The 25,293-nt window shown below is 72.3% G+C and carries 24 protein-coding genes; 9 read left to right on the forward strand and 15 right to left on the reverse strand.

Features of this window, described 5'->3' with window-relative positions; translation table 11 throughout:
- The first annotated feature begins 529 nt into the window (after positions 1–529).
- A complete protein-coding gene (locus tag ACH442_RS15870; protein WP_396338737.1) occupies positions 530–967 on the forward strand; it encodes an HIT family protein in 438 nt (145 codons plus the stop codon).
- A gap of 45 nt (positions 968–1,012) precedes the next feature.
- Here ACH442_RS15870 and ACH442_RS15875 read toward each other — a convergent pair whose 3' ends face one another.
- Positions 1,013–3,919 carry a hypothetical protein gene (locus tag ACH442_RS15875; protein ID WP_396338738.1) on the reverse strand — a complete coding sequence of 969 codons (2,907 nt, stop codon included), beginning with the start codon at positions 3,917–3,919 and terminating at the stop codon, positions 1,013–1,015.
- A gap of 71 nt (positions 3,920–3,990) precedes the next feature.
- Between ACH442_RS15875 and ACH442_RS15880 the strand changes: the two genes are divergently transcribed.
- Complete coding sequence (locus tag ACH442_RS15880) at positions 3,991–5,181, forward strand: hypothetical protein (protein WP_396338739.1); 1,191 nt, start codon at positions 3,991–3,993, stop codon at positions 5,179–5,181.
- 44 nt (positions 5,182–5,225) lie between these two features.
- Here the strand turns inward: ACH442_RS15880 and ACH442_RS15885 are convergent, their stop codons facing one another.
- The 7 genes from ACH442_RS15885 to ACH442_RS15915 form a co-directional block, all read right to left on the reverse strand.
- Positions 5,226–6,794 (reverse strand): polysaccharide deacetylase family protein, encoded by a 1,569-nt coding sequence (locus tag ACH442_RS15885; RefSeq protein WP_396338740.1) that lies wholly within the window; start codon positions 6,792–6,794, stop codon positions 5,226–5,228.
- 175 nt (positions 6,795–6,969) lie between these two features.
- Positions 6,970–8,151, reverse strand: coding sequence for a mannosyltransferase family protein (locus ACH442_RS15890; protein WP_396338741.1), 1,182 nt, complete (start codon positions 8,149–8,151; stop codon positions 6,970–6,972).
- The gene (locus ACH442_RS15895; RefSeq protein WP_396338742.1) at positions 8,139–9,113 is read right to left on the reverse strand and encodes a glycosyltransferase family 2 protein; all 975 of its coding nucleotides are present in this window, start codon (positions 9,111–9,113) and stop codon (positions 8,139–8,141) included. The genes ACH442_RS15890 and ACH442_RS15895 overlap by 13 nt, the downstream gene beginning before the upstream one ends.
- 190 nt (positions 9,114–9,303) lie before the next feature.
- On the reverse strand, positions 9,304–9,549 hold the full coding sequence (locus ACH442_RS15900; RefSeq protein WP_396338743.1) for an LURP-one-related family protein: 246 nt from the start codon (positions 9,547–9,549) through the stop codon (positions 9,304–9,306).
- A gap of 279 nt (positions 9,550–9,828) precedes the next feature.
- Positions 9,829–11,421, reverse strand: a complete 1,593-nt coding sequence (locus ACH442_RS15905; RefSeq protein ID WP_396338744.1) for a diguanylate cyclase domain-containing protein — start codon at positions 11,419–11,421, stop codon at positions 9,829–9,831.
- 71 nt (positions 11,422–11,492) lie between these two features.
- On the reverse strand, positions 11,493–12,749 hold the full coding sequence (locus tag ACH442_RS15910) for an EAL domain-containing protein (protein WP_396338745.1): 1,257 nt from the start codon (positions 12,747–12,749) through the stop codon (positions 11,493–11,495).
- Between the two features lie 248 nt (positions 12,750–12,997).
- Positions 12,998–14,431, reverse strand: coding sequence for an MFS transporter (locus tag ACH442_RS15915; protein ID WP_396338746.1), 1,434 nt, complete (start codon positions 14,429–14,431; stop codon positions 12,998–13,000).
- Between the two features lie 152 nt (positions 14,432–14,583).
- On the opposite strand from ACH442_RS15915, the gene ACH442_RS15920 reads away from it, so the two are divergent.
- From ACH442_RS15920 to ACH442_RS15940, 5 genes are all read left to right on the forward strand, one after another.
- Positions 14,584–15,159: an RNA polymerase sigma factor gene (locus ACH442_RS15920; protein ID WP_396338747.1), complete on the forward strand. Its 576-nt coding sequence runs from the start codon at positions 14,584–14,586 to the stop codon at positions 15,157–15,159.
- The gene (locus ACH442_RS15925) at positions 15,113–15,823 is read left to right on the forward strand and encodes an anti-sigma factor (protein WP_396338748.1); all 711 of its coding nucleotides are present in this window, start codon (positions 15,113–15,115) and stop codon (positions 15,821–15,823) included. Before ACH442_RS15920 ends, ACH442_RS15925 begins: the two co-directional genes overlap by 47 nt.
- A gap of 85 nt (positions 15,824–15,908) precedes the next feature.
- Positions 15,909–16,562, forward strand: a complete 654-nt coding sequence (locus ACH442_RS15930) for a fasciclin domain-containing protein (protein ID WP_396338749.1) — start codon at positions 15,909–15,911, stop codon at positions 16,560–16,562.
- A gap of 91 nt (positions 16,563–16,653) precedes the next feature.
- Entirely contained in the window at positions 16,654–17,643 is a 990-nt protein-coding gene (locus ACH442_RS15935) for an MsnO8 family LLM class oxidoreductase (RefSeq protein ID WP_396338750.1), read from the forward strand.
- A gap of 101 nt (positions 17,644–17,744) precedes the next feature.
- Positions 17,745–18,173, forward strand: a complete 429-nt coding sequence (locus tag ACH442_RS15940) for a DUF6069 family protein (protein ID WP_396338751.1) — start codon at positions 17,745–17,747, stop codon at positions 18,171–18,173.
- Positions 18,174–18,185: 12 nt separating this feature from the next.
- Here the strand turns inward: ACH442_RS15940 and ACH442_RS15945 are convergent, their stop codons facing one another.
- Positions 18,186–18,749, reverse strand: coding sequence for a hypothetical protein (locus ACH442_RS15945; RefSeq protein ID WP_396338752.1), 564 nt, complete (start codon positions 18,747–18,749; stop codon positions 18,186–18,188).
- Between the two features lie 55 nt (positions 18,750–18,804).
- Positions 18,805–19,869, reverse strand: coding sequence for a magnesium and cobalt transport protein CorA (locus tag ACH442_RS15950; protein WP_396338753.1), 1,065 nt, complete (start codon positions 19,867–19,869; stop codon positions 18,805–18,807).
- A 320-nt stretch (positions 19,870–20,189) separates the two neighbouring features.
- Between ACH442_RS15950 and ACH442_RS15955 the strand changes: the two genes are divergently transcribed.
- Positions 20,190–20,513: an STAS domain-containing protein gene (locus ACH442_RS15955; protein WP_396338754.1), complete on the forward strand. Its 324-nt coding sequence runs from the start codon at positions 20,190–20,192 to the stop codon at positions 20,511–20,513.
- Here ACH442_RS15955 and ACH442_RS15960 read toward each other — a convergent pair.
- The 4 genes from ACH442_RS15960 to ACH442_RS15975 are packed head-to-tail and all read right to left on the reverse strand — an operon-like array spanning position 20,507 to position 22,719.
- Positions 20,507–21,301, reverse strand: a complete 795-nt coding sequence (locus ACH442_RS15960) for a GNAT family N-acetyltransferase (protein WP_396338755.1) — start codon at positions 21,299–21,301, stop codon at positions 20,507–20,509. The two genes, ACH442_RS15955 and ACH442_RS15960, sit on opposite strands and share 7 nt — an antisense overlap.
- A 25-nt stretch (positions 21,302–21,326) precedes the next feature.
- Complete coding sequence (locus tag ACH442_RS15965) at positions 21,327–22,184, reverse strand: class I SAM-dependent methyltransferase (protein ID WP_396338756.1); 858 nt, start codon at positions 22,182–22,184, stop codon at positions 21,327–21,329.
- A gap of 9 nt (positions 22,185–22,193) precedes the next feature.
- Positions 22,194–22,538: a VOC family protein gene (locus ACH442_RS15970; RefSeq protein ID WP_396338757.1), complete on the reverse strand. Its 345-nt coding sequence runs from the start codon at positions 22,536–22,538 to the stop codon at positions 22,194–22,196.
- 1 nt (position 22,539) lies between these two features.
- A complete protein-coding gene (locus tag ACH442_RS15975; RefSeq protein WP_396338758.1) occupies positions 22,540–22,719 on the reverse strand; it encodes a CopG family transcriptional regulator in 180 nt (59 codons plus the stop codon).
- Positions 22,720–23,061: 342 nt separating this feature from the next.
- Between ACH442_RS15975 and ACH442_RS15980 the strand changes: the two genes are divergently transcribed.
- Positions 23,062–23,670 (forward strand): hypothetical protein, encoded by a 609-nt coding sequence (locus tag ACH442_RS15980; protein WP_396338759.1) that lies wholly within the window; start codon positions 23,062–23,064, stop codon positions 23,668–23,670.
- Between the two features lie 242 nt (positions 23,671–23,912).
- On the opposite strand, the gene ACH442_RS15985 is transcribed toward ACH442_RS15980, so the two are convergent.
- Complete coding sequence (locus ACH442_RS15985; RefSeq protein ID WP_396338760.1) at positions 23,913–25,085, reverse strand: UDP-N-acetylglucosamine--N-acetylmuramyl-(pentapeptide) pyrophosphoryl-undecaprenol N-acetylglucosamine transferase; 1,173 nt, start codon at positions 25,083–25,085, stop codon at positions 23,913–23,915.
- Positions 25,086–25,293 lie beyond the last annotated feature (208 nt).

Raw genomic sequence — 25,293 nt, forward strand, 5'->3', positions numbered from 1 at the left:
CGCACCGTTTCCCGGCGATGATCAGTACCAACAAGAGAATCATCAATACCGGGCGGTGAAATCGTTCCCGGGCGGGGAACGCTCCACAGTCGGTGCTGGTCCTGGATTGGCCAGCCACCTTTTCCTCCTACTCAGTGCGATGGACGAGACGGGTGAGAGCTGGAGCCCTGGCGGAATGCAGTCCGCCAGGAGCTCTCGACCCCAGGCTGCCCGCTGTGCGGGGAGCGCCGCAACGGAAGATATCCGGCCGAAAGGTTTCAACGAGTACACATTGCGCATTTCGCAGCCACGTTGGGTAACCACTCAAACTGCGTGATCCACTCTGCCAGGTGGCAATCTGGGTCCTGGCATGTGAATTCATGGCAGGTTGAACAGCGCACTTCGCTGCTGACAAGGTGCATACTGGCTATCGGCGGGCTAGCCCGCCGGGCTCCGCAGCGCTCTTCGATGGACGAGCCGGAGTAACCGTGGGTGTTCGGATGCAGCCGGCACCCACGGACCTCAAGGCGCACCTCGATAAGATCGACCAGTGAGCGAGCTTGCGTGTGAGCCTTGCCGGATCGCGGTCGAGCTGCGGGTGGCCGGGCGTCTCCACCCACTGACCGGGCACTGGGTGATGAACGCCGCCATCGGGTGGGACGCGCGGCCCTGGTTCGTGGTGCAGACCGCGGTTCATCGGGCGAGCCTCGCCGATCTCGACGACGCCGAGGCCGCTGAACTCGGGCCGGTCTCGCGCGCGATCACGCGGGCGGTGACCGAGGCGACCGGGGCCGAGCGTGTCTACTTCCAGCTGCTCAACGAGGCGCAACCGCCGCACGTGCACTTCCACGTGATCGCACGCCTGCCGGCCGACCCGCCGGGCGTGCGCGGGCCGGCGCTGCTGGGCACGCCCGGCCCGGCCGGGGGACCGTCGCCGGAGATCGCGGCGAGCGTTGCCGCCCGTACTGTCGCCATTCTCGGATCTTGAAGGTGAGACGACCGGCCGCCGGGCCTGCGGGGTGCGGGTGACGGGTCACCAGCCCCACGGATCGTCGGGCTGATCCTGGAGGAGGCGGCGGGCGACCTCGCGCCACGTGTGGTTGGCGGTTCCGTCGGGTGCGGCGGCGGCATGGTCCCAGGCGGTGCGAGCGCCGGCCCGGTCGCCGGTGTGCCAGCGGGCCACGCCGAGGTCCAGCACTTCGCGGGCGGCGCCTTCGGTCCAGCGGCGCAGCGCGGCCGGCAGGACGGGTTCGAGCAGTTCGGTGGCGTCGGACCAGCGGTCGTGCAGCATCAGCCAGCGGGCCTGGGTGAGCGTGGACGCGGTGACGCCCATCAGGTGGCGGATCCGGACGTCGTCCTGCAGCGCGTCGTACCAGTCGCCGGCGTCGTCGGCGCGCCGGGCCCGGAACGCGATGTTGAAGCCCGATTCGTGGACCGTGCGGAGCCAGCGGGCCGCGTGCGGGCTGTCGGCCGGCATCGCGGCGAGCCGTTCCGCGACGCGGCGCAAGCCGGCCTGGGCCAGCCACGCCGGCACTCGCCGGGACTGGAAGAGGAACTGGGCGGTCAGCGCGTGCGCGACCCACGTGCCGACCTCGTCGCCGCCCTCGGCCGCGGCGTCCGCGCTGGTCGCGAAGTGGGCGAGTGCCTCGTCGTACTGCCCGTCCAGGTAACCGAGGTACCCCAGGTCGTAGTGGATGCGGGCCTTTTCCCGGGCGTACGCCTCGTCCAGCTCCGGGGGCAGCCGCCGCAGTGACCCGCCGAGCATCTCCCGGGCCGCCGCCAGCCGTCGCGGGTCGAGGGTGCGCCGGTCGAGGTTGGCCTGGGCGTACCGGAAGGCGAGGATAGGCAGCTCGGCCGGCCCGGTGACACGCTCGGCGACCCACCCCTCGTCGCAGAGCCGGGCCAGCAGCGCGGGGTAGAGCCGGTCGAGGCTGCCGGTCAGGTACGCGCTCTGCAGGTGCTCGGGCAGCACCCGCCCGGTGCGGCCGGACGCGTGCCGCAGGACGAACACCGCCACCGTGTCGGTCAGCCGGTCGGCCTGGCCGGGCGCCGCCGCGTACACCTCCTCCAAGTCGGTCAGCAGCCGGACCGGATCCTGGTGGTCGAGCCGCCCGTCCAGCATTCCGTCGCCGGTGAGCAGCGTGGCCAGCCGCTCGGCGGCCGCGCCGGTGTCCCAGCCGTGCCCGGGGGAGAGCAGCAGCGGCACGCCGTAACGGACGAGCGGGCCGGCCGCGGGACCCCGGTACGACCCGGGCCGCAGCAGGTGGGCGCGCAGTCGCGCCGGGACGGCCGTACCGTGTCCGCTGCCGCGCAGGTGCTGGCCGGCCAGGTCGTGGGAGAGCGACCAGCAGCCGGGGCTGCCCAGATCGGCCTGCACGAACGGGTTCGCCGCCGGGTCCAGCACCGGCCGTAACCGCGGCGCCGGGCACCCGGTCAGCGTCTCGATCGTGGTGACCGGCATGGACTCCGGGATCTCGGCGAGCAGCCGCAGCACCGCCCCGGCCGGGGCCGGCAGCCGGCCCAGCACCGCGTCGAACAGCCGCTCCAGGCTCGCCGGTGGGTCCTCGGTCAGCCCGGCGGTGACCGCGAACCGCAGGTAGAGCGGGTTGCCGCCGCTCGCCGCCAGCAGCCGGTCCACGGTCGCCTCGCCGGCCGGCACCAGCGTGCGGACCGCCTCCCGGGTCAGGCCCCGCAGTGGCAGCGTCGTGGTGACCGCGGCTCGCCACGGCGCGTTCGGCACCACGTCCGTCCCGGCGCGCGTGGACGCCACGACACGTACCCGATCACCGCCGACGGGCAGGTAGGCGGCGATCGGCGGGCTCTCGTCGAGCGCGTCAACGACGATCGCGAGCGGCGGGTACGTGTCGTCGTTCTCGATCCGGGCCAGCGTCAGCGCGAGCTGCTCGACCCGGGCGGCGTCGGTCAGCGCGGGAGCCGGTGGACCCAGCCGGTAAGCGGTGGAGATCGCCTCCAGCAGCGCGTCCAGGAACACCGACGGGAACGCCGCACGGGTGCCACGCCGGATGAAGTACCCCACGGCGACCGGCTCGGCGGGCACCGCGGGCAGGGCGGGCGCGTCCGGTGACGTGCCCCGCAGGTCGTCGAGGACGCCGCGCAACAGGCTCGTCTTGCCGGCCCCGGCCTCGGCGTCGACGATCAGGATCCCCTTTCCCGTACGGAGGAAGCCCGCGACCTCGGCCCGTTCCGCGCCCCGCCCCACGGGTGGTCCGGGGTCCTGCCCCGCGGCGCCCAGCGGGTCCACGACCGGGTTGCGCCAGCGGGCCAGCGGGAAGCGCGTGTCGAGCACGGCCGCGCAGCCCGGCAGCCGCACGGCCGTCTCCGCGTCCACGGTCGTGTACTCGGGGCTCGCCGCTCGTCGCCCGGCCGTCACCGAGTGGTAGATCAGCAGGCCGTCGCGCCACCAGAGCAGCGGCGACGCCTCGACCGTCCCGGCCGAGTCCGGCAGGTCGACCAGGCACTCGTGCAAGCCGTCGCCCACCGCCGGACCGATTCTGATCACCGAGTCGCCGAGCACGGCCGCGCCGTCGATCGCCGTGCCGGCCGCGTCCAGGGCGGCCGACGCGGCCCGGTCGGTCGCCAGCCGGCCGGCGCCGCCGTGCGCGAATGTGTTGCGCACCCGGACCACCTGATGCCGGTCCTCGACCGGGCCGATCCAGTCGTCGCACGGCCAGCCGGCCGCGGTCAGCGCGGCCTGAGCAGCGCGGTGATAGCCGATCCACTGTCCGAGCGAGGGCCGGCCCAGCGACTGGACCAGCAGCTTGCGGGCCGCGACCGGCAGCAGGCCGCGCTGCCGCAGGAACGACAACTCGATCGAGACGGTCAGCCGGACAGCGGTCTCGAACACGTCGAGCCGATGCTTGACCCGCTCCAGCGGGGAGGCGGACGGGGGACCGGCCGGGAGCAGCGACCTGGGGTGCATGACGGAAACCGTACAGAGTTCATCCGAATGTGGGTTGCCGGGAGAACACGTTCCGTGATCGATTGGACGCCGTGACAGCTCCAGAGCTCCGGCGCGCGTCGGCCTGCCTCGTGATCGACATCGTGCTGACCGGGAACCCGCCCTGGACCACCGGCCCCTACCCCGGGCCGAGCCACGGTGCCGCACCCGCCGCCCGGCTCGGCTACCTGGAGTCAAGGGTGGCCGAGGCCGTCTACGGCCGGGACGGCGCGCCGGTCCGCTGGCACCGCGAGGTCAGCGGGGAGCTCGGCGGCGCGGAACTGTTCGCGGCCGAGATCCTGCGCACGCCGCTCTCCGGCCCGGACGCCGCGCTGGCGATCCTGCACGTCCGGTTGCCCGACCCGGGTGTGCTCGGGCACCTGGCCCGGCACCCGGCCGAGGCCGCGCCGTTCCTGCCGGACGGTGCCACGGTCAGCGGCGGGCGCGCGCTCACGCTGACCCACCTGACCTTCACCGGGCCGCCGGTCGCGCCGATGCCCGCGGAGTACGGGCAGTGGCCGGTCGACCGGCAGTGGCTGTGGCTGGCCGCCTCCAGCACACCGGTCACCGCGTTCCCGCCCGATGTCGACGACCAGGACCTCTTCGCCGGCCTGCTGCACCTCTCCGCGGACTGGCGGGCGCTGGTGCTGCGCGACGGCGTGGCGTTCGTCGGGCTGACCGCGGACCCCGGCGGCGAACGGACGTTCCACGCCGCCGCCGAGACGTACGTGCACAGCATCTACCTCGACGCGCTGCTGCTCGGCCGGATGCAGGTGCACGCGCTGCGCCGGCTCAGCAACGGCCTCGGCGAACTGCGCGTCTCCACCGCCACCACCCGCGACCTGCACGACCAGCAGAGCCGGCTGATGGAGTTGCGCCGCACCCTCTGGTCCGAGCATCTGACCATGCACGGACACGCCAACGACCTGCTGGAGCGGTACCAGGCGCAGTACCGGTTGGGCCGGCTGCGCGAACAGGTGATGGCCGACCTCGCCGACCTGGCGCACCTGGTCGACGCGCAGAACTCGCGGACGGTCAACGCCGGGCTGGGTCTGCTGACCGTCATCGGGCTGCCGTTCGGCCTCACCTACGCCGGCGGTGCGGTCCTCGCCGACCAGAGCCTGACCCTGTTCCTCAGCTGCACCGGCGTAGCGATTCTCCTGGTCGCGCTGCTGCTGTTCCTGTTCCCGCCGCTGCGCCAGATGGTCGACGCGCTCGGGCCGCGCACCCGCCGGCGGTCATAGCCGCGGTTCGGTGGATCGCGCGGGTGCGCGATCCACCGGCCGGCTCACAGCGCGACGAACTGCAGGCCGCGGGCCTTCAGAGCGGGAATCACGACGCTGAGCGCCTGGTACGTCTGCGAACGGTCGCCACCGCCGTCGTGGCAGAGCAGGATCTGACCCGGTTTCGCGGCCAGCATGCGGTGCTCGATCGTGGTGGCGCCCGGCGTCGTCCAGTCGCGCGGGTCGTTGCTCCAGTCCAGGGGCAGCAGGCCGGCGTGGGCGATGTCCTTCAACAACTGCGGGGACCAGTCGCCACCGGGCGAACGGAACAGCTTGGGGACGTACCCAGTCGTCTTGTTGATCTTTGCCTGGGCCTTCTGGATCTCCTTGCGGGCGACCCGGCTCGGCTTGGCCCCGAGCTTCGTCGGGTGGCTCCAGGTGTGATTGGCCAGCTGGTGACCGGCGTCGGTGACCATCTTCGCGACCTGTTCGTGGCCGAGCACCTGATTGCCGATCATGCAGAACATCGCCGGTACGTGGTACCTGTCCAGCAGCTCCAGGATCTTCGGCGTCCAGATCGGGTGCGGGCCGTCGTCGATCGTCAAGGCGATCGCGTCGGTGGGGAAGGCCGGGGTGCCGGCCGCCTTCGCATACTCGGCCAGGGTGGAGATCGGCTTGCGCTGGACCGGGATCGGGGAGGCGGTGACGGTCGCACTCTCCGGGGCGCGCGACGTGACGACCGCCGATGGGGCCGGGGCGGGCTTCGCGGAGTCCTGCCCCGAGTCGTCGCCGCCGGAAACCACGGCGACGGCGGTCGCGGTCGCGGCGACGCCCGCCACCCCGGTGAGACCGAGCAGCAGCCGGCGGCGGGTGAAGGCACCGCCGACCGGCCTCGGCGGCGCCTGCTCCGGCGCCGGTTGGGGCGCCGGCCGGGTTGTTCTCGCCGGTGCCGGGGACGCCGCCGGCGCCGGCGCGAAGACCGAGCGCTGCGTGACGGGGCGCGTCACCATCGCCGCGGGCAGCGCGATCGTCGCCTCGTCCGGCGGGGTGCCGATCCGCATCGGCGTGGTCGCCTCGTCCGCGGGGGTGCCGATCCGCATCGGCGTGGTCGCCTCGTCCGCGGGAGTGTCGATCTGCATCGGCGTGGTCGCCTCGTCCGCGGGGGTGCCGATCCGCATCGGCGTGGTCGCCTCGTCGGCCGCGGATTCGATGCGGAGGGGCGTGGTGGGCTCGTCCTGCGGGGCGCCCGCCTCGATGAGCGTCGTCGTCTCGTCGTCGACGGTCGCGGCGGGCATCGCCACGGTTGCCTCGTCCGGCGGGGTTTCGGCCGGAATGGCGGTGGTCGTGTCGTCCGTGGGGTTTCCCGCGCTGATCACCGTGGTGGTGTCGTCAGCCGGAAGCGCCTTCGTGGGCTCTTCCGCCCCGCTCTCCGCTTTGATGACCGTGGTCGCCTCGTCGGCCGCGTTGTCCGCGGGGATCACCGCAGTGGCCTCGTCGGCCTCGGCGTCGGCGGAGATCGCCTCGGTCGGCTCGTCCGCCGGGACCGCCTCCGTCACCTCGTCCGGTGTCTCGGTGGCTTTTGCCTGGTCGGACGGGACGTCTCCAGGTTTCGTCACCCTGGACTCGTCGGACATCAGTGCCTCCCCATAGGCCTTGCGGCGGCCGGCCCGCGGACTACTGGCTCGCCAGCGGGCGACGCTATCACTCCCGGTCAATTTCAGCCGAAAGGATGACATTTATCGATCACATTCGGTCGCTGAGAAGCAGATACGGCGCGCCCGGCACCGCCGGGCCTGCCTCTCACGCTGGTCAGGCGACCAGGAACTTCGCCGACATGAAGACCACCAGGCACACCGCGTGCAGCGACACCCCGATCACCAGCACCGCGCGATCGACGGCCGGCCGGTCGCCCATCCGGGCCAGCACCAGCAGCACCGCCACCGCCTCCATCACGTACCGCGCCGCGGACTGCATCGACCGGCCGCCGACCTCCGTCGACAGCAGCAGCACCAGGGTCAGCGCACCCTGCACGACGAGATAGACCTGGTCCCGCCGGAACTTCCACGGCCCGGCCAGCGTGAGAATCAGCAGCACCACCGCGAGCAGAGTCGTGCCCGCGTCGATCAACGAGCCCAGCGTCGACGCGTCCAGCGGCCCGCCGATCTGCTGCACGGCGATGACCCACGCGCCGCCGGGGAACGTGTACCGCCGCCCCCACTGATCCTGCGCGACGCTGAACGCCAGCGGATTGCCCAGCTCGATCGCGCAGTACACGCTGTAGGCGATCACCCCGAGCGGCACCAGAGCCAGGCTCAGCACGTCGGCCCGGATCCGGCGCGGCTGCCAGCCGAGCTGCCGCAGGTACTCGATCGCCAGCGGCGCGATCAGCAGCAGACCGAAGAGCCGGGTCGCCGACGACAGCGCCCCCAGGGCTCCGGCCAGCCACCAGTGCCCGCGCCGGCCGGCGTACAGCGCACCCACCGCGAGCAGCAGGAACAGTGACTCGTTGTAGCCGATGAACAGGAAGAACCCCATCGGGAACGCGGCCAGGTACCAGGTGGCACGCTGAGCCACCCGCGGCCCGAACTCGTACTCGGCCAGCCGGTGCAGCACGGCCAGGGCGCCGAACGCGGCCAGGTTGGCGACGACCAGCGCGGCCGGTACCCCACCCCCGAACAGGCGAATGAGCAGCGGATACAGCGGGAAGAACGCCGGGAAACCGGGCCCGAGGTGGTAGCCGCTCTCGGCGATGCGCACGTAATGGCCGGCATCCCAGCTGTTCCAGCCCAGCACCATCGTCCACAGATCCGGCGCCTTCCCGCCGCGCGGCAGCCACGCCAGCGCGCTCACCGCCAGGTGCGTCCCGGTGAAGACCGCCCACACCGTCAGCGCCGCGCGCAGAGCCGCAGGCCACGGACGCCGAAGAGTCAACAGCCGCTTTTCCCGTACGTCGATCGGGGGCGCTGTGGGGTGCTCGATCAGAGTTTGCACAGCACGTCCTCGGTCGACTTGTTCCCGGACACGGAATCGAACGTGACGACGTACGCGGGACGGCCCTGCAACGTCGTGAAGACGCGCGCCACGTACTCGCCGAGCAACCCCAGGCAGAGCAGTTGCAGCGCACCGAGGAAGAGCACCGCCACCAGCAGCGACGTCCACCCCGGCACCACGTTCCCGGACAGGTAGGCCGCCCCGCCCGCGCCCGCCAGCACCGCACACAGCACGATGCCGCACAAGCCCAGCCAGGTGGCGACCCGCAGCGGCGCGGCCGAGAACCCGACAATGCTGTCCAGCGCCAGCCGGACCATCTTGGCCAGCGGATACTTCGACCGGCCGGCGGCCCGCTCCGCCCGCGTGTAGGTCACCTCCCCGCTCGGCAACCCCAGCCACGGCACCAGCAGCCGGTAGACCGGCAGGTGCTCGGGCAACTCGGCCAGCGCGTCCACCGCCGTCCGGCTGAGCAGCCGGAAGTCACCGGCGTTGTGCGGCACCGCGGTCCCGGCCACCCGCCGGATCAGCCGGTAGTACAGCCCCGCGGTCCAGCGCTTGAACGGGCTGTCGCTGCTGCGGTCCGCGCGCACCCCGTGCACCACGTCCAGGTCCGCGGTCTCGGCCAGCCGCAGCATGTCCCCGATCGTCTCGGGCGGATCCTGCAGATCGACGTCGATGCTGACGACGTACGCCCCACGCGCGCGACGCAACCCCGCGGTCAGAGCGTTCTGGTGCCCGCTGTTCCGCCGCAACCGGACCACCCGCAACTCGGGCCATCGGTGCCGCAGCCACTCGAGCACGACGGGAGTGCTGTCCCGGCTGCCGTCGTCGACGGTGACCACCTCGTACGACACCCGGAGGTCGTCGAGCACGGGCCGCATCCGCTCAGCGAAGAGCGGCAGCACCTCCTCCTCGTTGAAGACCGGTACGACAACGCTCAGTCGTGGCGCCTCGCTACCCATGTGGGGCTCCCCTCGTGATCGGTTACCGCGGGGATGTTGACCGAGGCGGAGGCCCGTTCCGGGGCGCGTCCGGCAGGCCTGGCACATTCAGGGGATACGTACAGCCACCACACAGAGTTCTATGTCTCAACCTTCGCTTCCGTGCAACCGATCGCCCACCCCGGCGAGTCAGGGGATGATGGGGTCTTCGTCAGCGGCCGGCGTGGGCCATGGTGTCGACGACCGCGGCGACCGCCAGCAACAGAACCGGGTTCTGCCCGGGCGCGACCTCGACGCCGTAGGTGTCCGCGATCCGGAACCACTTCTTCGACACCTCGGCCACCGTCGCGCGGCCCTCCGTGATGGTGTACTCGTGATCGAGCACGTTCCCCTGCACGTCCAGGTCAGGATCGTCGTTGACCTTCACTGTCCACCGCTCGCGAAGCGGGGTGATCATCGCTGCCGCCGGCGTCCCAGCATGGCCGCCTCCCGATCGAATCGATGCGCGGGCACCACGCCGGAGACGACACGCCGGCGCACCCGCTGTCAACGCTTGCCGGGGCCAGCCTCGCTGCCGGTCCGCTCCCGGGCATCCTCCCGGCGGAGTGAGCCGCGACGACCGGACCGGCCGGGACGTCAGCCGGTCCGGTCGGTCGAGGCGGCCGGCTCCTCCCGCGGCTCGATCGGGGCGAGCCGCTCCCACAGGGCGGCGGTGACGAAGCGGTACGAGTCGCGCTCATCCGAGGCGATCCGCTGCCGGTGGGCGGGGGGTGAAGCGGGTGCCGGACCCGTTGCCTGCGGTCGTGAGACCGTCCCGCCCGCGGGCCTTCGCGTCGTACATCGCGACGTCGGCCGCGTGCAGCAGGGCCGCCCCGCTCAGGCCGTCCCGGGCGGTGGCCACGCCGATGCTCGCGCCGACCGTGACGTCGTGGCCGAGAACGGTCATCGGCACCCGGATCTGCGCGGCCAGTTCCGTGGCCCGGGCCCGCGCCTGCTCGTCGGTGAGCGGCCCGGCGCTGAGCACCGCGAACTCGTCGCCGCCGAGCCGCGCGACCAGGTCGCCCGGCTCGGCGCAGGAGCGCAGCCGCACGGCGACCGCGGTGAGGACGGCGTCGCCGGCGGCGTGCCCGTACGTGTCGTTGACCGGCTTGAACCCGTCCAGGTCGAGGAGCAGCACCGCCCGCTCGTGGCCGTGCTCGTCGAGGTGACGCTGGAAGAGCGCCCGGTTGGCCAGCCCGGTCAGCGCGTCGTGGAAGGCCAGGTGTTCGAGTTCGGAGGCGAGCCGCTCCCGTTCGGCGAGGGACGCGTTCAGCTCGGCGACCTTGGTGTCCAGCATGCTGAGCAGCCGGGCGTTGTCGGCGAACGCGGCCAGTTGCCGGATGACCACCAGCACTGAGCTGACGACCGAGCCGGCCACGACGATCCAGGTGGCCGGCTGCCACCCGCTGACCGCGAGCACGCCGATGAGCAGGGCGAAGGTCCCGCCGACGGCGGCGTAGGGCAGCAGGCTGTACGGCCGCCGGCTCGACCACAGCCGGGCCGGCCCGCCGGAGCGCACCCGCAGGTGCTGGACCCGGGTCGCCGCCGTCAGGGCGGCCACGGCGACGACGGTGGCGGCCTGGTCCCAGGCGACGTGGCCGTGCGTGATCAGCAGCGGCCGGAAGCCGGTGGCGGCCCCCTCGAACGCCGCGGAGAGCGACAGCAGCCCACCGGCCAGCGGGATGAACGGCTTCACCGGCATCAGCAGCAGCTTGACCAGGGAGAACACCGCGACCATGTAGATGGCCGGGCCGAACAACAGCGAGATCAGGCGGCCGCTCCCGGCGACCCCGGCGGCGCCCGCGGTGACCGTGAAGTAGCAGCCCAGCGTCGCGGCGAACACCAGCACGGTCGCCGCGTCCAGCAGGAACCGGATCCGTTCGTGCCGGGTTCCGAGCCCGACCGGCACGGTGAGCAGGGCCGCCAACAGGCAGAGCGTGCCGGCGAAGATCCCGGCGCTGTAGACCGGGCCGCCGACCGTCGCCTCCGTCGTTCCCGGCGCCCGCAGGTACACCACGAACTGCCAGGTGTCGCTGATCAGGAAGATCGTCCCGGCGAGCCCGACCGAACCCCACATCCGGCGCTCGGGTGCGGTGACGCGCGGGCAGCGCCCGACCCGGAGGCCGCTGACCGCGGTGACCAGGCACAACACCATCAGCGCGGGCCAGACCAGCGCGCCCATGACGTGACCGCCGGTGTCCAGCACCGCGGTCACGAGGGTGCCCAGCGCCGTGAGCCCCAGCGCGACCAGCACGGGGTCACGGCGCAGCGGCGACCGGACGGTGTTCACGACTACGCCTATCGGCCCGCGGCGGCCTGCCATGAGACGGTCGGCGGAACCGTCGTACGGCGGCATGGTGGTCACCCGCCCGGCGTGAGGCGTCCGATCATCGCGTGCGCGGCCGCGGTGACCAGGGCCCGGTCGTAGGTGACGACGAACTCGAACTGCCGGTCGGGGTCCGGTCCGGTGTCACCGAGGTCGCGGGCCATCAGCGCGGCGGCGGTGTGCGCGCCGAGCACCACGACGGTCCACTCGGTGGCCAGCGGGTCGTGCACGGACAGGTTGCCGCCGCGCACCCCGGGCGCCGGTTCGGCCGGCATGTCGACGCCGAACGCGGCGACGAACGGCAGCGCGGCGGCGAGATCGGTGAACCGCCGGTGCGTCGACGGGCGGAAGAACTTGACGTGTTCGAACGCCCCGAACAGCACCGGTGGCACCGCCGCCTGCATCGCCATCAGCTCCAGCGTCTTCGACAACGGCACGAGCAGGTGCTTGGGCGCGTGCCGGATGTGGCGGCCCGCGCCGACCGACTGGTACGGGGTCGCCCGCAGGCTCGCGCCGATCGGGCGGGCGGCGAACCGTTCGGGCCGGAACGTCGAGGGCGTGAACCGGCGCTCCCCGCGGCTCCACAGCCAGCCCTGACCCAGCGTCGCGCCGAGCACCATGGCCCGGGTCAGGTCCTCCGGTGTCTCGATGCCCTCGGCGACGACCTCCGCGCCGGCCTGCTCGGCGTAGGCCCGGACCGCGCCGGCCACCGTCACGGTCACCGGGTCCTTGACCGTGCGCAGCAGTTTGAGGTCGAGCTTGACCACCTCGGGCCGCAGCAGCGGGATGAACGCGAGCGATTCGGGGTGCACCCCCACGTCGTCCAGGGCGATGGCACAGCCGGCCGCCCGCAGCCGTTCCGCCCCGGCCAGCACCCCGGCCAGGTCGTCGGCGAGGGCCCGCTCGGTGATCTCGACGACCACCTGGACGTGTGGCGCGCGTTCGGCCAGCACCGCCACGAGCATGTCCAGCCGCCGGGTCAGCGTGGTCGGCTCGACGTTGACGAACAGGGTCACCGGCCGCCCCTGCGAGAACGCCGCGGCGTCGGTCAGCGACGCCCGCAGCGAGGCCCGTTCCAGGTCGGCGAGCCGGTCGAGGCGACTGGCGGCGTGCAGCAGCTCCATCGGCGACTGCCAGACGGTGTTCGCCGGCCCGCGCAGCAGCGCCTCGAAGGCCAGCACCGCCCCGCTGTCGACGTCGACGAACGGCTGGTAGACGCAGTGCAGCAGTTGCCGGCCGAGCACCTCGTCGAGGCTGAGTTCGGACCCGTGACGCGTATCGACGACACCCATGTCCGACCGTTCGGCATGCGAGGCGCGGATCTGAGTGCCGGCGATCAGGGCGGCGCGTCCGGCGGGTTCGGCCCGGTGGGTGCTCGCGCGCGTTGGTCAGCGCCTCCTGTGCCACCCGGTGGAGCGCCGGATCCACGGCCGGGTCCTGGGCGCCGGGGGCGCCGTCGACGCGTGCCGCCGGACGGGGGCGCGCACATCCGGCGCGGGCCGGCAGCCGGGTCCACCACCTCCGGTGGAGGCGAGCGCCGTCAGGAGGACGCGGGCGCCGCCGTCGGCTCGCCGACCGGACTCTGCTCGCCGGGTGTCCGGGGCAGCAGCGCGGCCAGCCCCACCATCACCGCCGCCACGATCACGATCCCGACGAAGATCCGGTGTACGGCCGTGGTCAGCCCCGCCGCCGTCACCGCCCCCGAGCCGAGCACCGCGTTCGCGACCGCGCCGAACACGGCCACGCCGAGGGCACTGCCGAGCGACCGCAGGAAGATGTTGTTCGCCGTGACCACCCCGCGTTCGGCCCAGCCGACGCTGGATTGCGCCGCGATCAGTGTCGGCGACGCCGTGAGCCCCATGCCCAGGCCGATGATCAGACAGAACGCGGCCACCTCGAGCACGCTGGAGTGCCGCCCGAGCAGGAGCAGCAGGGCCGACCCGGCGAACACCAGCACGGTGCCGGCCAGCGCGCACACGCGGAAGCCGTGGCGCAGGTAGATCCGGCCGGCCTGGCTCGCCGAGACCGGCCAGCCCAGGGTCAGCGCGGCCAGGGCCAGCCCGGCCACCAGTGGCCCGGCGCCGAGCACCTCCTGGGCGTAGGTCGGCACGTACGAGCTGAGCGCCATCAGGATCGCGCCGATGCCGACGGAGAGCTGGCCGCTGGTCACCAGCAGCCGCCGGCGGAAGATCCAGAGCGGCAGGACCGGCTGGGTCGCGGTCCGCTCGACGAAACCGAAGGCGACCAGCATCGCCGCGCCGAGCCCGAGGATCCCGATGCCGGCCGGTGACGCCCAGCCCCAGGCCTGGCCGCCCTCCAGCACCCCGAGGACGACCAGCGTCAGCCCGAGCGTGAGCAGCACCGAGCCGCGGTAGTCGATCACCGGGCGCGCACGGTCCCGGCTCTCGTGGAACTTGCGCATGATCATCCAGGCCGCCAGCAGGCAGAGCGGGATGTTCACGAAGAAGATCCAGCGCCAGCTGACGTACTCGCTGAAGACGCCGCCGAGTGTGGGGCCGACGACCGAGGAGACGCCCCAGACGCTGGCCACGTAGCCCTGGACCTTGGCCCGTTCCGCCACCGAGTAGAGGTCGCCGACGATCGTGATGGTGGTCGGCTGGATCGCCCCGGCGCCCAGCCCCTGCACGACGCGGAACGCGATCAGCATCCAGATGTTCCATGCCGCGCCGCAGAAGATCGAGCCGAGCAGGAAGAGCGCGATGCCGAAGAGGATCACCGGCTTGCGCCCGAACATGTCGTTGAGCTTGCCGTAGATCGGCACCGACACGGCCTGCGCGAGCAGGTAGATCGAGAAGAGCCAGGGGAACTCGTGGAAGCCGCCGATGTCGGCCACCACCGACGGCACCGCCGTCGCGATGATCGTCGAGTCGATCGCGATCAGCCCGGTCGCGAGCATCATCGCGCCCAGGACCGCACCCCGGTCACCGCGCAAGCCGAGTGTTCTGTCCGCCATTTTCGTCACCATAAACCCCGCTTCGGCGTACGGCCGGGTGGACGCCCCCGGGGTGGCGTGGCCCACGGCACTCCTTACCTGGGCCTCGCGTGCAACCATCCGAGCCGTCCGCAGCGAACACCGGAGAGGACCTACGTGCGGAAGGGAGGTCGATGAGCTCCGACGACGAGCTCGCCGGGCGGTTACGCGCCGGCGACCAGGCAGCTCTGCGAGTGGCGTACGAGCGGCACGGCGCCGCCGTGCTCTACCTGGCCCAGCGGCTGCTGGGCAATCGGGCCGACGCCGAGGACGTCACCCAGGTGACGTTCGTCGCGGCATGGACGGGCCGGGACGGCTTCGACCCGCAGCGCGGCACGATGCTCGGCTGGCTGCTGGGCATCGCCCGGCGCAAAGCCGTGGACCGGCTGCGGTCGGCGGCCCGCGAGGAACGCAAGGCGGAGACGGTGGCGGCCCAGCCGGCCGCGCCGGTCGAGGACACGCCGGAACGGATCGTCGACCGGCTGGTCGTCGCCGACGAACTGGAACGGCTGCCCGAGGACCAGCGACGCACACTGGAGCTGGCGTTCTTCGACGATCTGACCCATCCACAGATCGCGGCGGTCACCGGGCTGCCGCTGGGCACGGTCAAGAGCCATATCCGCCGGGGTATGGCGAACCTGCGACGCCGTTGGGAGGTGGACGGTGCAGCACTTGGATCCCGATCGGCTGGTCCTTCTCGCGCTCTCTGAAGAACTCGAGGAGCTGTCCGAATCCGACCACCTGGTGACCTGCGCGAGTTGCCGGCACGAGATGCGGGCCCTGCGTGAGGTCGCCGAGATCGGCGCGGAGGTGCAGGACCTGCGGGACCTGCCCGCGCCACCGGAACACATCTGGCAGGCCGTCGCCGAGGGCATCGCCGCGGCTCCGGCCCCGGTGACCGACCTCGCGGAACACCGGGCCCGGCCCCGGCGGCCCCGGTCGCGCTGGTTGATGCCGGTGCTCGCCGCGGCCGCGGCCGCCATCGTCGCGGTGGCCGGCACGGTCACCGTCGAACGGTTCACCGGCCGGGACGCCGGCGAGCGGGTCACCGCCCAGGCCACGCTGAGCCCGCTGGCGACGGTGCCGGCGAGCGCGGGTGGCGACGTGCGGGTGCTCGCCGACGGGCAACTGCGCATCGACGTACGCAATCTGCCGTTGACCACCGGATTCCACGAGGTGTGGCTTCTCGATCCGGACGACACGACGAAAATGGTCGCGATCGGTAACCTGCCGGACCGGCCTGAGGCCGTGCTGCCGCTGCCGCCGGGCACCGATCTGAACCGCTATCGCCTGGTCGACGTCAGCGACGAACCGCACGACGGCGACGCCGCGCACTCCGGCAACAGCCTGCTGCGCGGAACTCTCACGAAATAGGTGCATCCACGGCCGCCGGGCCGGACGAAGTACGGGGTGGTGGCACCGAAGCCACCATCCCGTACTCCGGAAAGGACGCACGACAATGAGGATCACCCGAGTCGGCAAGCGGGCCGCCGCCGTAGCCACCGCCGCGATCGTCGCCTCCGCCCTCTCCACCGCCCCGGCCGCCGCGCACACCAAGACCAAGCCGCTGGGCACGAAGTCCCTGGCGGCGGTGCTGACCGCGGACAAGAGCGGGTTCGACCGCAACGGCCACGACTACGACATCCTGACCGCCGCGGTGCAGGCCGTGCTCAAGGCCAAGCCGAACAGCCCGGTGAAGGTGCTGACCGACGGCAAGACGGCACTGACCGCGTTCCTGCCCAACGACCGCGCGTTCGAGCTGCTGGTCGCCGACATCAAGCACAGCAAGCGCCTGCCGGGCGAGAAAGCGGCGTTCACCGCGGTCGCCGGCCTGGGCATCGACACCGTCGAGACGGTGCTGCTCTACCACGTGGTCCCGGGCGCGACCGTCGATCGCAAGGCCGCTCTCAAGTCCGACGGCGCCAAGCTGAAGACCGCCACCGGCGCGACGATCAAGGTCGACGTGTACGGCCGCTGGCACAAGCGCATCGCGCTGATCGACGCCGACCGCAGCGACCGCAACCCGCGCGTCAACCGGTTCGACATCAACAAGGGCAACAAGCAGATCGCGCACGGCATCGACCGGGTGCTGCGCCCGATCGACCTGCCCTGACGGTGACGGCGTGGGGCGCGGAGGCGGCAGACTCGCGCGTCCCACGCCGTACCCGGGAACAAGGTCCTTCCCGGAATACGCTGAACCCTTCGTGATCATCGCTGAGCCCCGGCTCTCCCTGCTCGATCGCTCCCGCACGCGGATCGGCGAACCGGACGCGGCGGCGCTGCACGGCACCGTCGCGCGCGCCGCCGAGGCCGAAAGGCTCGGATATCACCGGTTCTGGGTGGCCGAGCACCACGGGGTTCCCGGCATCGCGGGCGCCGCGCCGGCCGTGCTGCTGGCCGCGGTCGCCGGCGCCACGACGGTCATCCGGCTCGGTTCGGCCGGCGTGATGCTGCCGCACCACCAGCCGCTCGTCGTCGCCGAGCAGTTCGCCACGCTCGCCGCGTTCGCCCCGGGCCGGGTCGACCTGGGGCTGGGCCGCTCGCCCGGGTTCACCGCGCCGGTCCGGCGGGCCCTGCGATCGACCGACCGCGACTTCGCCGCCGACCTGGCCGAGCTCCGCGGTTTTCTCACCGGCACCGCCGAGATCACCGTGCACCCCCGACCCGACCGGGCCATTCCCCTGTACGTGCTGGCCACCGGATCCGGACTGCCGATCGCCGCCGAGCTCGGCCTCCCGGTGATCGTCGGCGGCCCACTCCTGCGCGACGGCGGTGAGCGGGCGCTGGCCGACTACCGGCGTGCCTTCCGGCCGTCCGAGCAACTACCCGAGCCGTGGGTCGCGATCAGCCTCGACGTGCTGGTCGCCGACACCGACGCCGAGGCCGCCGACCTGCTGTTGCCGGAGGCCCGGGCGATGGCGCGGAGTCGTACCGCCGGGGTGTTCCCGCCGCTGGAACCGGTGGCCGCGGCCCGGGGCGCCACCCGGACCGCACGGGAGCAGCGGTACGTCGAGGAGACCGTCGCGGCGGCGGTCACCGGCTCCCCGGACCGGGTCGGGAGCCGGCTCGCCGAGTTGTTCGACCGCACCGGCGCGGCCGAGCTGGTCGCCGCCGGCAGTACCTTCGACCGGGACGCCCTGCGCGCCTCGGACGCGGCGCTGGCCGCCCTGCTCGGCAGCCGATCAAGATCGTAATTGCTTCACGCCTTAAGTAATTCTTAGACAGAAAAGCTTGAGGCTTGAGGCGTCGGTGCCCTAGCTTCACTTCAACGTTGAAGTCAGCGAAGGGGATCGACATGACCGCGACCGCTCTGCCCGCCGCCCGCGTGACGTGGAAGGCGACGCTCGCCGCGCTCGGCCTCGCCGTCGTCGGTGCCCTGGTCATCAACACGGTGATCGCCCTGGTCGCCCGCGCCCTGGGCGTGCCGAGCGAGTTCCAGCAGCTCACCCTGCCGGTCTACGGCCCGCTGACGGTGATCGGCACGCTGATCTCGGCGATCGTCTGGCGGGTGGTGGTCAACCGCAGCGCCCGCGCCGGACGGGTGCTGCGCGTGCTGGTGCCGGTCGTCCTGGTGCTCTCGCTCATCCCGGACGTCATGCTGCTCGTCTCGAAGTCCCAGCCCGGCACCACCACGGGCGGCGTGATCGCGCTGATGCTGATGCACTTCGGGGTGGCCGCGGCGGCCGTCCCGGCGTACCGGAGATTCATGCCCCCGCGCGGCTGAAGCCCGACGCGGTCAGGACCTGTTCTCGCCGGTCCGCCCGTGCTGCAGCCGGCTCTGCTCGCGGATCATCTCCTGCAGACGGGCCTCCGCGCGCCGCCCCGGCGGACGGCCCGTGCTCACGGCCCGCAGCCGGGCGGTCTGCCGGGCCAGCCGGCGCAGGCGATGCTCGACGAGCCGGTCGACGTGCAGCGCGATCCACCCGCAGAGCACCGCGAGCGGAACCTCGATCAGCACGGCCGAGACGATCGCCATCGGCCGCTCGGCCCGGCTCGACAACGTCACGTCGAACCACGCGTCGACCAGCAGCAGCGTGGCGGTGGAGGCGGCGAACAGGCCGACCCGCTGGCGGCCGCGCCACGCCGTCCATGCCGTCGCGAGCAGGCCCAGCACCAGCAGCACGTCGAAGCCGACCCACGCGGTCCGGTAGTTGCCGATGTGCATCCGCTGCGGCAGCGTGAGCGACAGATAGACCGTCCACGGGATGGTGGCCACACCCAGCACGGCGAAGACCGGCGCCACCCACCTCGGCGTGGGGCGCCGCTGCAGGCTGGTCACCGTGGCCTCGGACTCGCTCATCCTCCGAGCATGCCACCACAACCTCAGAAGATCCTTCGCGCGTACGCCATGAGCCTCACAGCCATCCGGCCCGGCGCAACAGCCAGTAGAGGACGGTGGCGCCGAGCACGATCAGCAGCATCGCGTCGGCGTAGCCGTGCTGCCAGGTCAACTCGGGCATGTGGTCGAAGTTCATGCCGTAGACCGCACCGACCGTGGTCGGCACCGCGGCGATCGCGGCCCACGAGGCGATCTTGCGCATGTCGTCGTTCTGTTCCACGTTCACCTGGTTGAGCCGGGCCTGGAGCAGGGCGTTGACCACCTCGTCGAAGCCGGTGACCTGCTCCATGACGGCGGTGTGATGGTCGGCGACGTCACCGACGTACCGTCGAATGCCCTTGGGCATCTCGGTGAACCGCTTGTCGAGCAGGGTGAGCAGTGCCCGGTGCAGCGGCACCACGGCCGCCTTGAACTTCATGAGCTGACGTTTCAGCTGGTAGATCTGCTCGACCGAGACCGGCGTCTGCGCCTCGAACAGGGCCTCCTCGGTCAGGTCGAAGTCGACCTGCATCGCGGCCGCGATCTCGACGTAGGCGTCGACGAGGTGATCGACAATCGCGTACGCCACCGACCACGGGCCCTGGGCCAGCAAGTCCGGCTCCGAGTCCAGCCGGTCGCGCAGCGAGCCGAACTCCATCACGTTGCCCTGACGCACGGTGATGACGAAGTGCGGGCCGATGAAGAGCCGGACGAAACCGGTGCTGACGATCTCACTGGTGGCCAGGATCCGCTCGTGCTCGACGTAGCGGGCGGCGCGCATGACGAGGAACGTCACCTCGTCGTACCGCTCGACCTTCACCCGCTGCTCGCGGTGCAGGACGTCCTCGACCAGCAGCGGATGCAGGCCGAACACGTCGGCGACGCGGGTGAGCGCGGCCTCGGTCGGCTCGTGCAGGCCGAGCCAGACGAACCCGCCCTCGTGCTCCCGCGCCTGCTCGTGCAGCCGGGTCAGGTCCGCGGCCGAGCCGGGGCTCTCGACGGCGACCCCGTCGACGAACAGATCGCAGCCCACGATCGCGGTGTGGTCGGCGCGGCGCTGGCCGGGCGGCCGGGGCGGTTGCCAGGCCCGTCGGGCATCCAAGATCTCGTCACCCCCGTTCGCAGCGTACTGCCGCGGCGGTCAATTGGAACTGAACTGTTTGTGCACTGCCTCCTCGTAGCGTCCGGTGTGCCGACGTCGGCACTACCGAGGAGCCGCACCATGACGAAGACCATCGCCCGCCGTCGGCCGGCGCCGCGCGCGAGCACGCCTGACCGCGCCTCCCGGGGAGCCGGGCGACCGCACTGAAAGCCCACTCCCCGCTCCTGGGGTCCATCCCCTGTGGTGCCCGCCGGGCGGTGGCGGGCACCACCCTCTCCTTCAGGAGGACCGATGTCCGGCATCCCCGCGAACAGGTATCCATGACGACGATGACCGTCACCCCGGGGCTGGACCTGGAGGTGACCGCGCTGACGAGTGCACCGGGGATCCGGCTGCGCGGCGAGGTGGACATGTCGACCCTGCCGCTCCTCGAACTCGCACTGGACCTGCTCACCGACACACCCGGCGACGTCAGCGTGGATGTGCGCCTGCTGACCTTCATCGACGTACCCGGGTCACGGGCGCTCGCGCACGCCGCCCTCCGGCTGCGGGCCGACGGCCGGAGGATCCGGCTGGACGGGGCGACCCCATCGGTCCGGCGCCTGCTGGGGGTGCTCGGCTGGGCCACGCTGTTCGACTACTGACCGGCCGGGGGTGTCCAGTGGTAGTGCGTCGACGTGGTGATCTCGTGGAAGCCGCACCGCCGCAGGATGGGTGCGCTGTCCGGCGACGCGTCCACGTGCAGCAGCCGGAAGCCGCGGGCGACCGCCTCCCGCGCCCGGGCGGCGAGCAGCGCGCGGTAGAGGCCCCGCCCCCGCCACTCCGCTGCTGTCGTGCCGCCCAGCAGCGCGACGAACTCGGTGCCCGGGTGGTAGAGCGCCCAGGCCGTGCAGACGACCTGGTCGCCGGCCTCGGCGACCAGGATGGTGATCTCGTCCGGGGCGGTTACGACCCGGGCGATGAGATCGTCAGCGATCCAGGAACCGTCGATGTCCCAGACGCGGGCCTGGTGGTCGCCGATGCGGCGCAGGTCCGCCTCGGCAGTGACCTGCCGCAGCACGACCCCCTCGGGCAGGACCGGGTCGGCGGCCACCTCGGCGGCGAGACCGATCAGCACCGTCGACGGCCGCTCCGGGACGAACCCGGCCGCGACCAGGCGTTCGGGAAGATCCGCGGGCCGGTCGTGGGCTCGTACCTTCCATTCGACGCCCTCGCCGCGGGCCTGGAAGTAGTCCCGCTGGCGGGCGATCAGACGGTCCAGCTCGGGACCGGTGACCCCGGGGTCGCGCGGCGCCCGGATCCGTCCGACGGGCCCGCCGACGACGCGGCGGACCGGACCGTCGTACTCGTGGGTGATGCCGGCCGGGGCGGCACCGGGCGGAGTGCGCATCTGCGCGTCGTAGGCGTCCAGCAGGGCGGAAGTATCGACCATGGTCACATGGTGCCGGACCGCGCGGTCACGTGGTGGCCACCAGCAGGCTCTCGCCGCTGGACGGCCGGAGCCCGTCGGAACGGCCGGCGAAGTACCGCTCGGCGAGCGCGGAACCGGGCACGTGCCGGACACCGGCGAAACCGGCTCGGCGGGCCGTCTCCAGCATCTGCGCCGGGGTGTAGAAGCTGACGAAGGGTGTCCCCGACGCCTGCGCGCCGGCCGTGCTCGCCCGCAGGCCGGGGCGGTCGGCCTCGTCGACCAGCTCGATCGGCAGCAGGAACGTCATCGCCAGCGTCGAGCCGGGCGCGCACCCGGCGACCGTACGCAGGGTGGCCGCGGTGGTGTCCCGGCTCAGGTACATCGAGACGCCGGTGGAGACGACGACCGCGGGCCGGCCGGGGTCGAAGCCGGCCGCGACCACCCGCCCCAGCCAGTCCGGATCGTGCTCGAAGTCGACCGGGACCAGCCGCAACCAGTCGGGGACGCCGTAGCCCAGCTCGACCAGACGGCGACGCTTCCACGCCTGCGGGCCGGGCTGATCCACCTCGAAGATACGCAGGTGGGCGGCGATCTCCGGCCTGCGCTGGGCGAACGTGTCCAGGCCGGCGCCGAGCACGACGTACTGCGTGACGCCGCGGCCGGCCTGCTCGACGACCAGGTCCTCGACGAAGCGGGCGCGGGCGACCATCGCGGCCCGGAAGGCGCGGGTCACCCGCGGGTCCATGTCCGGCCGGCGGCGCCAGTCGTCGCCGGGGGCGGCCAGGCGCAGGCCGATCGTGTCCTCCAGGACATACGGCGCGTCGTCGGCCTCGACGTGCATCGCGCGCCACAGGGCGGTCCGCACCGCGGTGCTGTCCGGTGCCTCGATCCGCTGATCGGTCATCGCGCGCTCTCAGCTCTTCGCCGGGGCCTGCAGGCTCCACAACCGGCCGTCGGGATCGCGGACGATCGCCGCCCGGGTGCCGTAGTGCGTGTCCTCGAACGGGGACACCACCTCGACGATGGCGGCAGGGTCGAACGCGTCCGCGTCCGGGACCCTCAGCACGATCTCGGTCCGCGGTTCCCGGGACTCGGGGACCTCGGCGACGAACACGTACGGCCCCGGGCCGTTGCGCAACCGGCCCGAGTGGTGGTCGGTGGTGAACTCCAGCTCGAAGCCCAGAGCCTGGAAGAACTGTGCGGCCTTGCCCCAGTTGTGAGTCTCCACGAACACGGCCTCGATGCCCTCGGTCGCCATGTCAGGTCTCCTTCTCGGTCGGCGGCTGCTGTTGTCGATGCGGGTCCTCGAGGTAGGCGCTCAGCGCGGCGGCGACCAGAGCCGACAGGGACGTGCCGGTCTCGACGGCGCGGATCTTCACCTGCTTGATCAGGCCGATCGGCAGGTAGACGTTGAACTGTTTGACTTCCTCGGCACCCACCGGACGAAGCTAGCATGCTAGCAAGCTAGCCGGAAGTCACCGGACGGCACTGCGCCGGGCGACAGTGGTGGGATCGGCGATCGGGCGACCCGGGCTTGTGGTCCGGCCGGCAGCGCGCCGTACGCTCCCGGCCGGCTCTCACCGTGGTCATTCCGCTCGGACAATCCCTTCGACCGTCGCGAACGGCCGTCTTTCCGATAGCGCGTTCGGCCGGTCGGGGCGACCTCAGCCGTTCGGGGGCTCGGCGGACCCGGCCGATATGTGAGTTCCCGGCCGCTGAGCCGATCCGGCTGTCGACGGGACCGGGTACGTTGCTGATCCCCACGTGCCCGAGGATGGCTCATGTTGCGTCTGTCCCGCTCTGTCGGCGGCCGGCCGGTTCGCCCAGCCGAGTTGAGCTCCCGGCGCATCAGTTCACGCAAGGTCGTCCTGACGGCCACGTTTCTCGCGCTGGCGGCCGGCGGTGCCGCGGCCTGTGACAACAGTGCCGTCGACGAGCAGGATCACGCCGGAGAGCCGGCCTACGTCTACGACTCCGGCAGCGGCGGCAGCGGCAGCGGCAGCGGCGCCGGTGCGGTGGCCGAGGATCCGGTCACCGAGGAGGAGCCCGTCGACGAGGATGCCGCCGACGAGGATGCCGCTGACGATGAGCCCGCCGACGAGGTGTTCTACTGCGCGGACGAGGAGGGGGAGATCGTCGACGAGGAGAGCTGCGACGACGACGACACCGGCCGGTATTTCATCTGGCACTCCACGTCCTACTCCCGCGGCCTCGGACCGGGGACGTACCTGGACGGCGGCGACTATTTTCCACCCGATGACACCGCGAGCCGGCGCGCGTTCAAGCTGCCGACCGCCGGGCGGGTCTCCAACGGCACCGTGAAGACCAACGTCGTGGGCCGCGGGAGCAGCGGTTCCACGACCGGCGGTTTCTCGTCGTCGGGAGGCTGACCGGCAGCCGTCAGCTCACCTGCGGAAAGGCGCTCAGGAAGCGCGGGCCGTCCGCACGAGAGCTGCGCGGGCCGTCCGCACGAGAGCTGCGCGGGCCGTCCGCACGAGAGCTGCGCGGGCCGTCCGCACGAGAGCTGCGCGGGCCGCCCGAAAGTCAAGAAGAGATTCCTGCCGGGCGGGACGCCGGGGCAGCCCTTGAGCTGACCGCCGCCCCGGACCAGGGTGATCCGCCTGACCGGCGCCTACTGCCGCCCGGCGGCGGTGGTGAGGATCTCGGTCACCACCCGGGCGGCGGCGTCCGGCCGGCCGTGCGCCGCGGCGGTCGCGGCCATCGTGGCCCGCCGCTGCGGGTCGGCCAGCAGCGTGGTGAGGGTGGCGTGCAGGTTCTCCGGGGTGGCGGTGTCCCCGTCGAGCATGATCGCGGCGCCCGCCGCGGCCAGGTGCCGAGCGGTGATGCGCTGCTCGTCACCGGCGGAGACCGGGTACGGCACCAGCACGCACGCCTTGCCGAGCGCGGTCAGCTCGGCGACCGTCCCGGCCCCGCTGCGGGCGACGACGACGGCGGCCGCGGCCAGCACGTCGGGCAGTTCGTCGTGGATGAAGTCGACGACGTGGTACCGGTGGGCGAGATGCGCCGGGAGTGACGCGGCCACCTGCCGCATCTCGTCCAGCCCGTGGCCGCCGCACTGGTGCACGATCTGACAGTGCTCCAGCAGGTACGGCAGCGCGCCGGTCAGCATGCGGTTGATCTGCTGCGCACCGGTGGCGCCGCCGGTCACCAGCACCACCGGCACGGCCGGGTCCAGCCCGTACGCGGCCAGGCCCGTCCCGGCGTCACCCTGGAGCACCGCCGGCCGGATCGGGTTGCCGGTGACGACTGCCCGGCTGCGCGCCCGCGGCGACAGGTGGTCGAGCGACGCCTCGTGGCTGAGCAGGATCCGGGTGGCGAATCGGGCCAGGATCCGGTTGGCGAGGCCGAGGCTCAGCGTCTGCTCGTGCATCAGGTAGGGCACCCGGAACAGGGCCGAGGCCAGTCCGATCGGTACCGAGACGAACCCGCCCGTGCTGAGCACCACCGACGGCCGGGCCCGGGCGACGGTGAACGCGGCCTGCGCGATGCCCAGCGGGATGCGGAACGCGTCGACGAGGTTGCGGGCCAGGTCGCGCGGGGACAGCGAGCGGCGCAGCTTGCCGGTGGTGACGGCCTTGAACGGGATGCCGTTGCGTACGGCGATCTTGGCTTCCAGCCCGTCGGCGACCCCGACCCAGAGCACCTCGGGCGTGGTGCCGGTCTCGGCGAGCCGGGCCTGGACGGCGTTGACCGTGGTCAGCGCGGGGTAGGTGTGGCCGCCGGTGCCGCCGCCGGTGACGATCATCCGCAGCGCGTGCAGCCGCTGGGTGCTGTAGATGGACATGCCAGGTCACTTTCGGATCGCGGTCACGGACGAACCCGGGGCAGTCTAGTCAGGCAACGGACTGTCAACGGTGGGCAACTCGGCGTGGACGGCGCAGGTGCCGTCCGGTCGCATCCCGCTGCTGATCGTCCCGCCCGCGGCTTCCGCGCGCTCGCGCATGCCGGTCAGCCCGTGCCCGGTGCACTCGCCGCGACGGCCGTGCCGGGCA

This window comes from Actinoplanes sp. NPDC020271 (assembly GCF_044388125.1).
Taxonomy (GTDB): Bacteria; Actinomycetota; Actinomycetes; order Mycobacteriales; family Micromonosporaceae; genus Actinoplanes.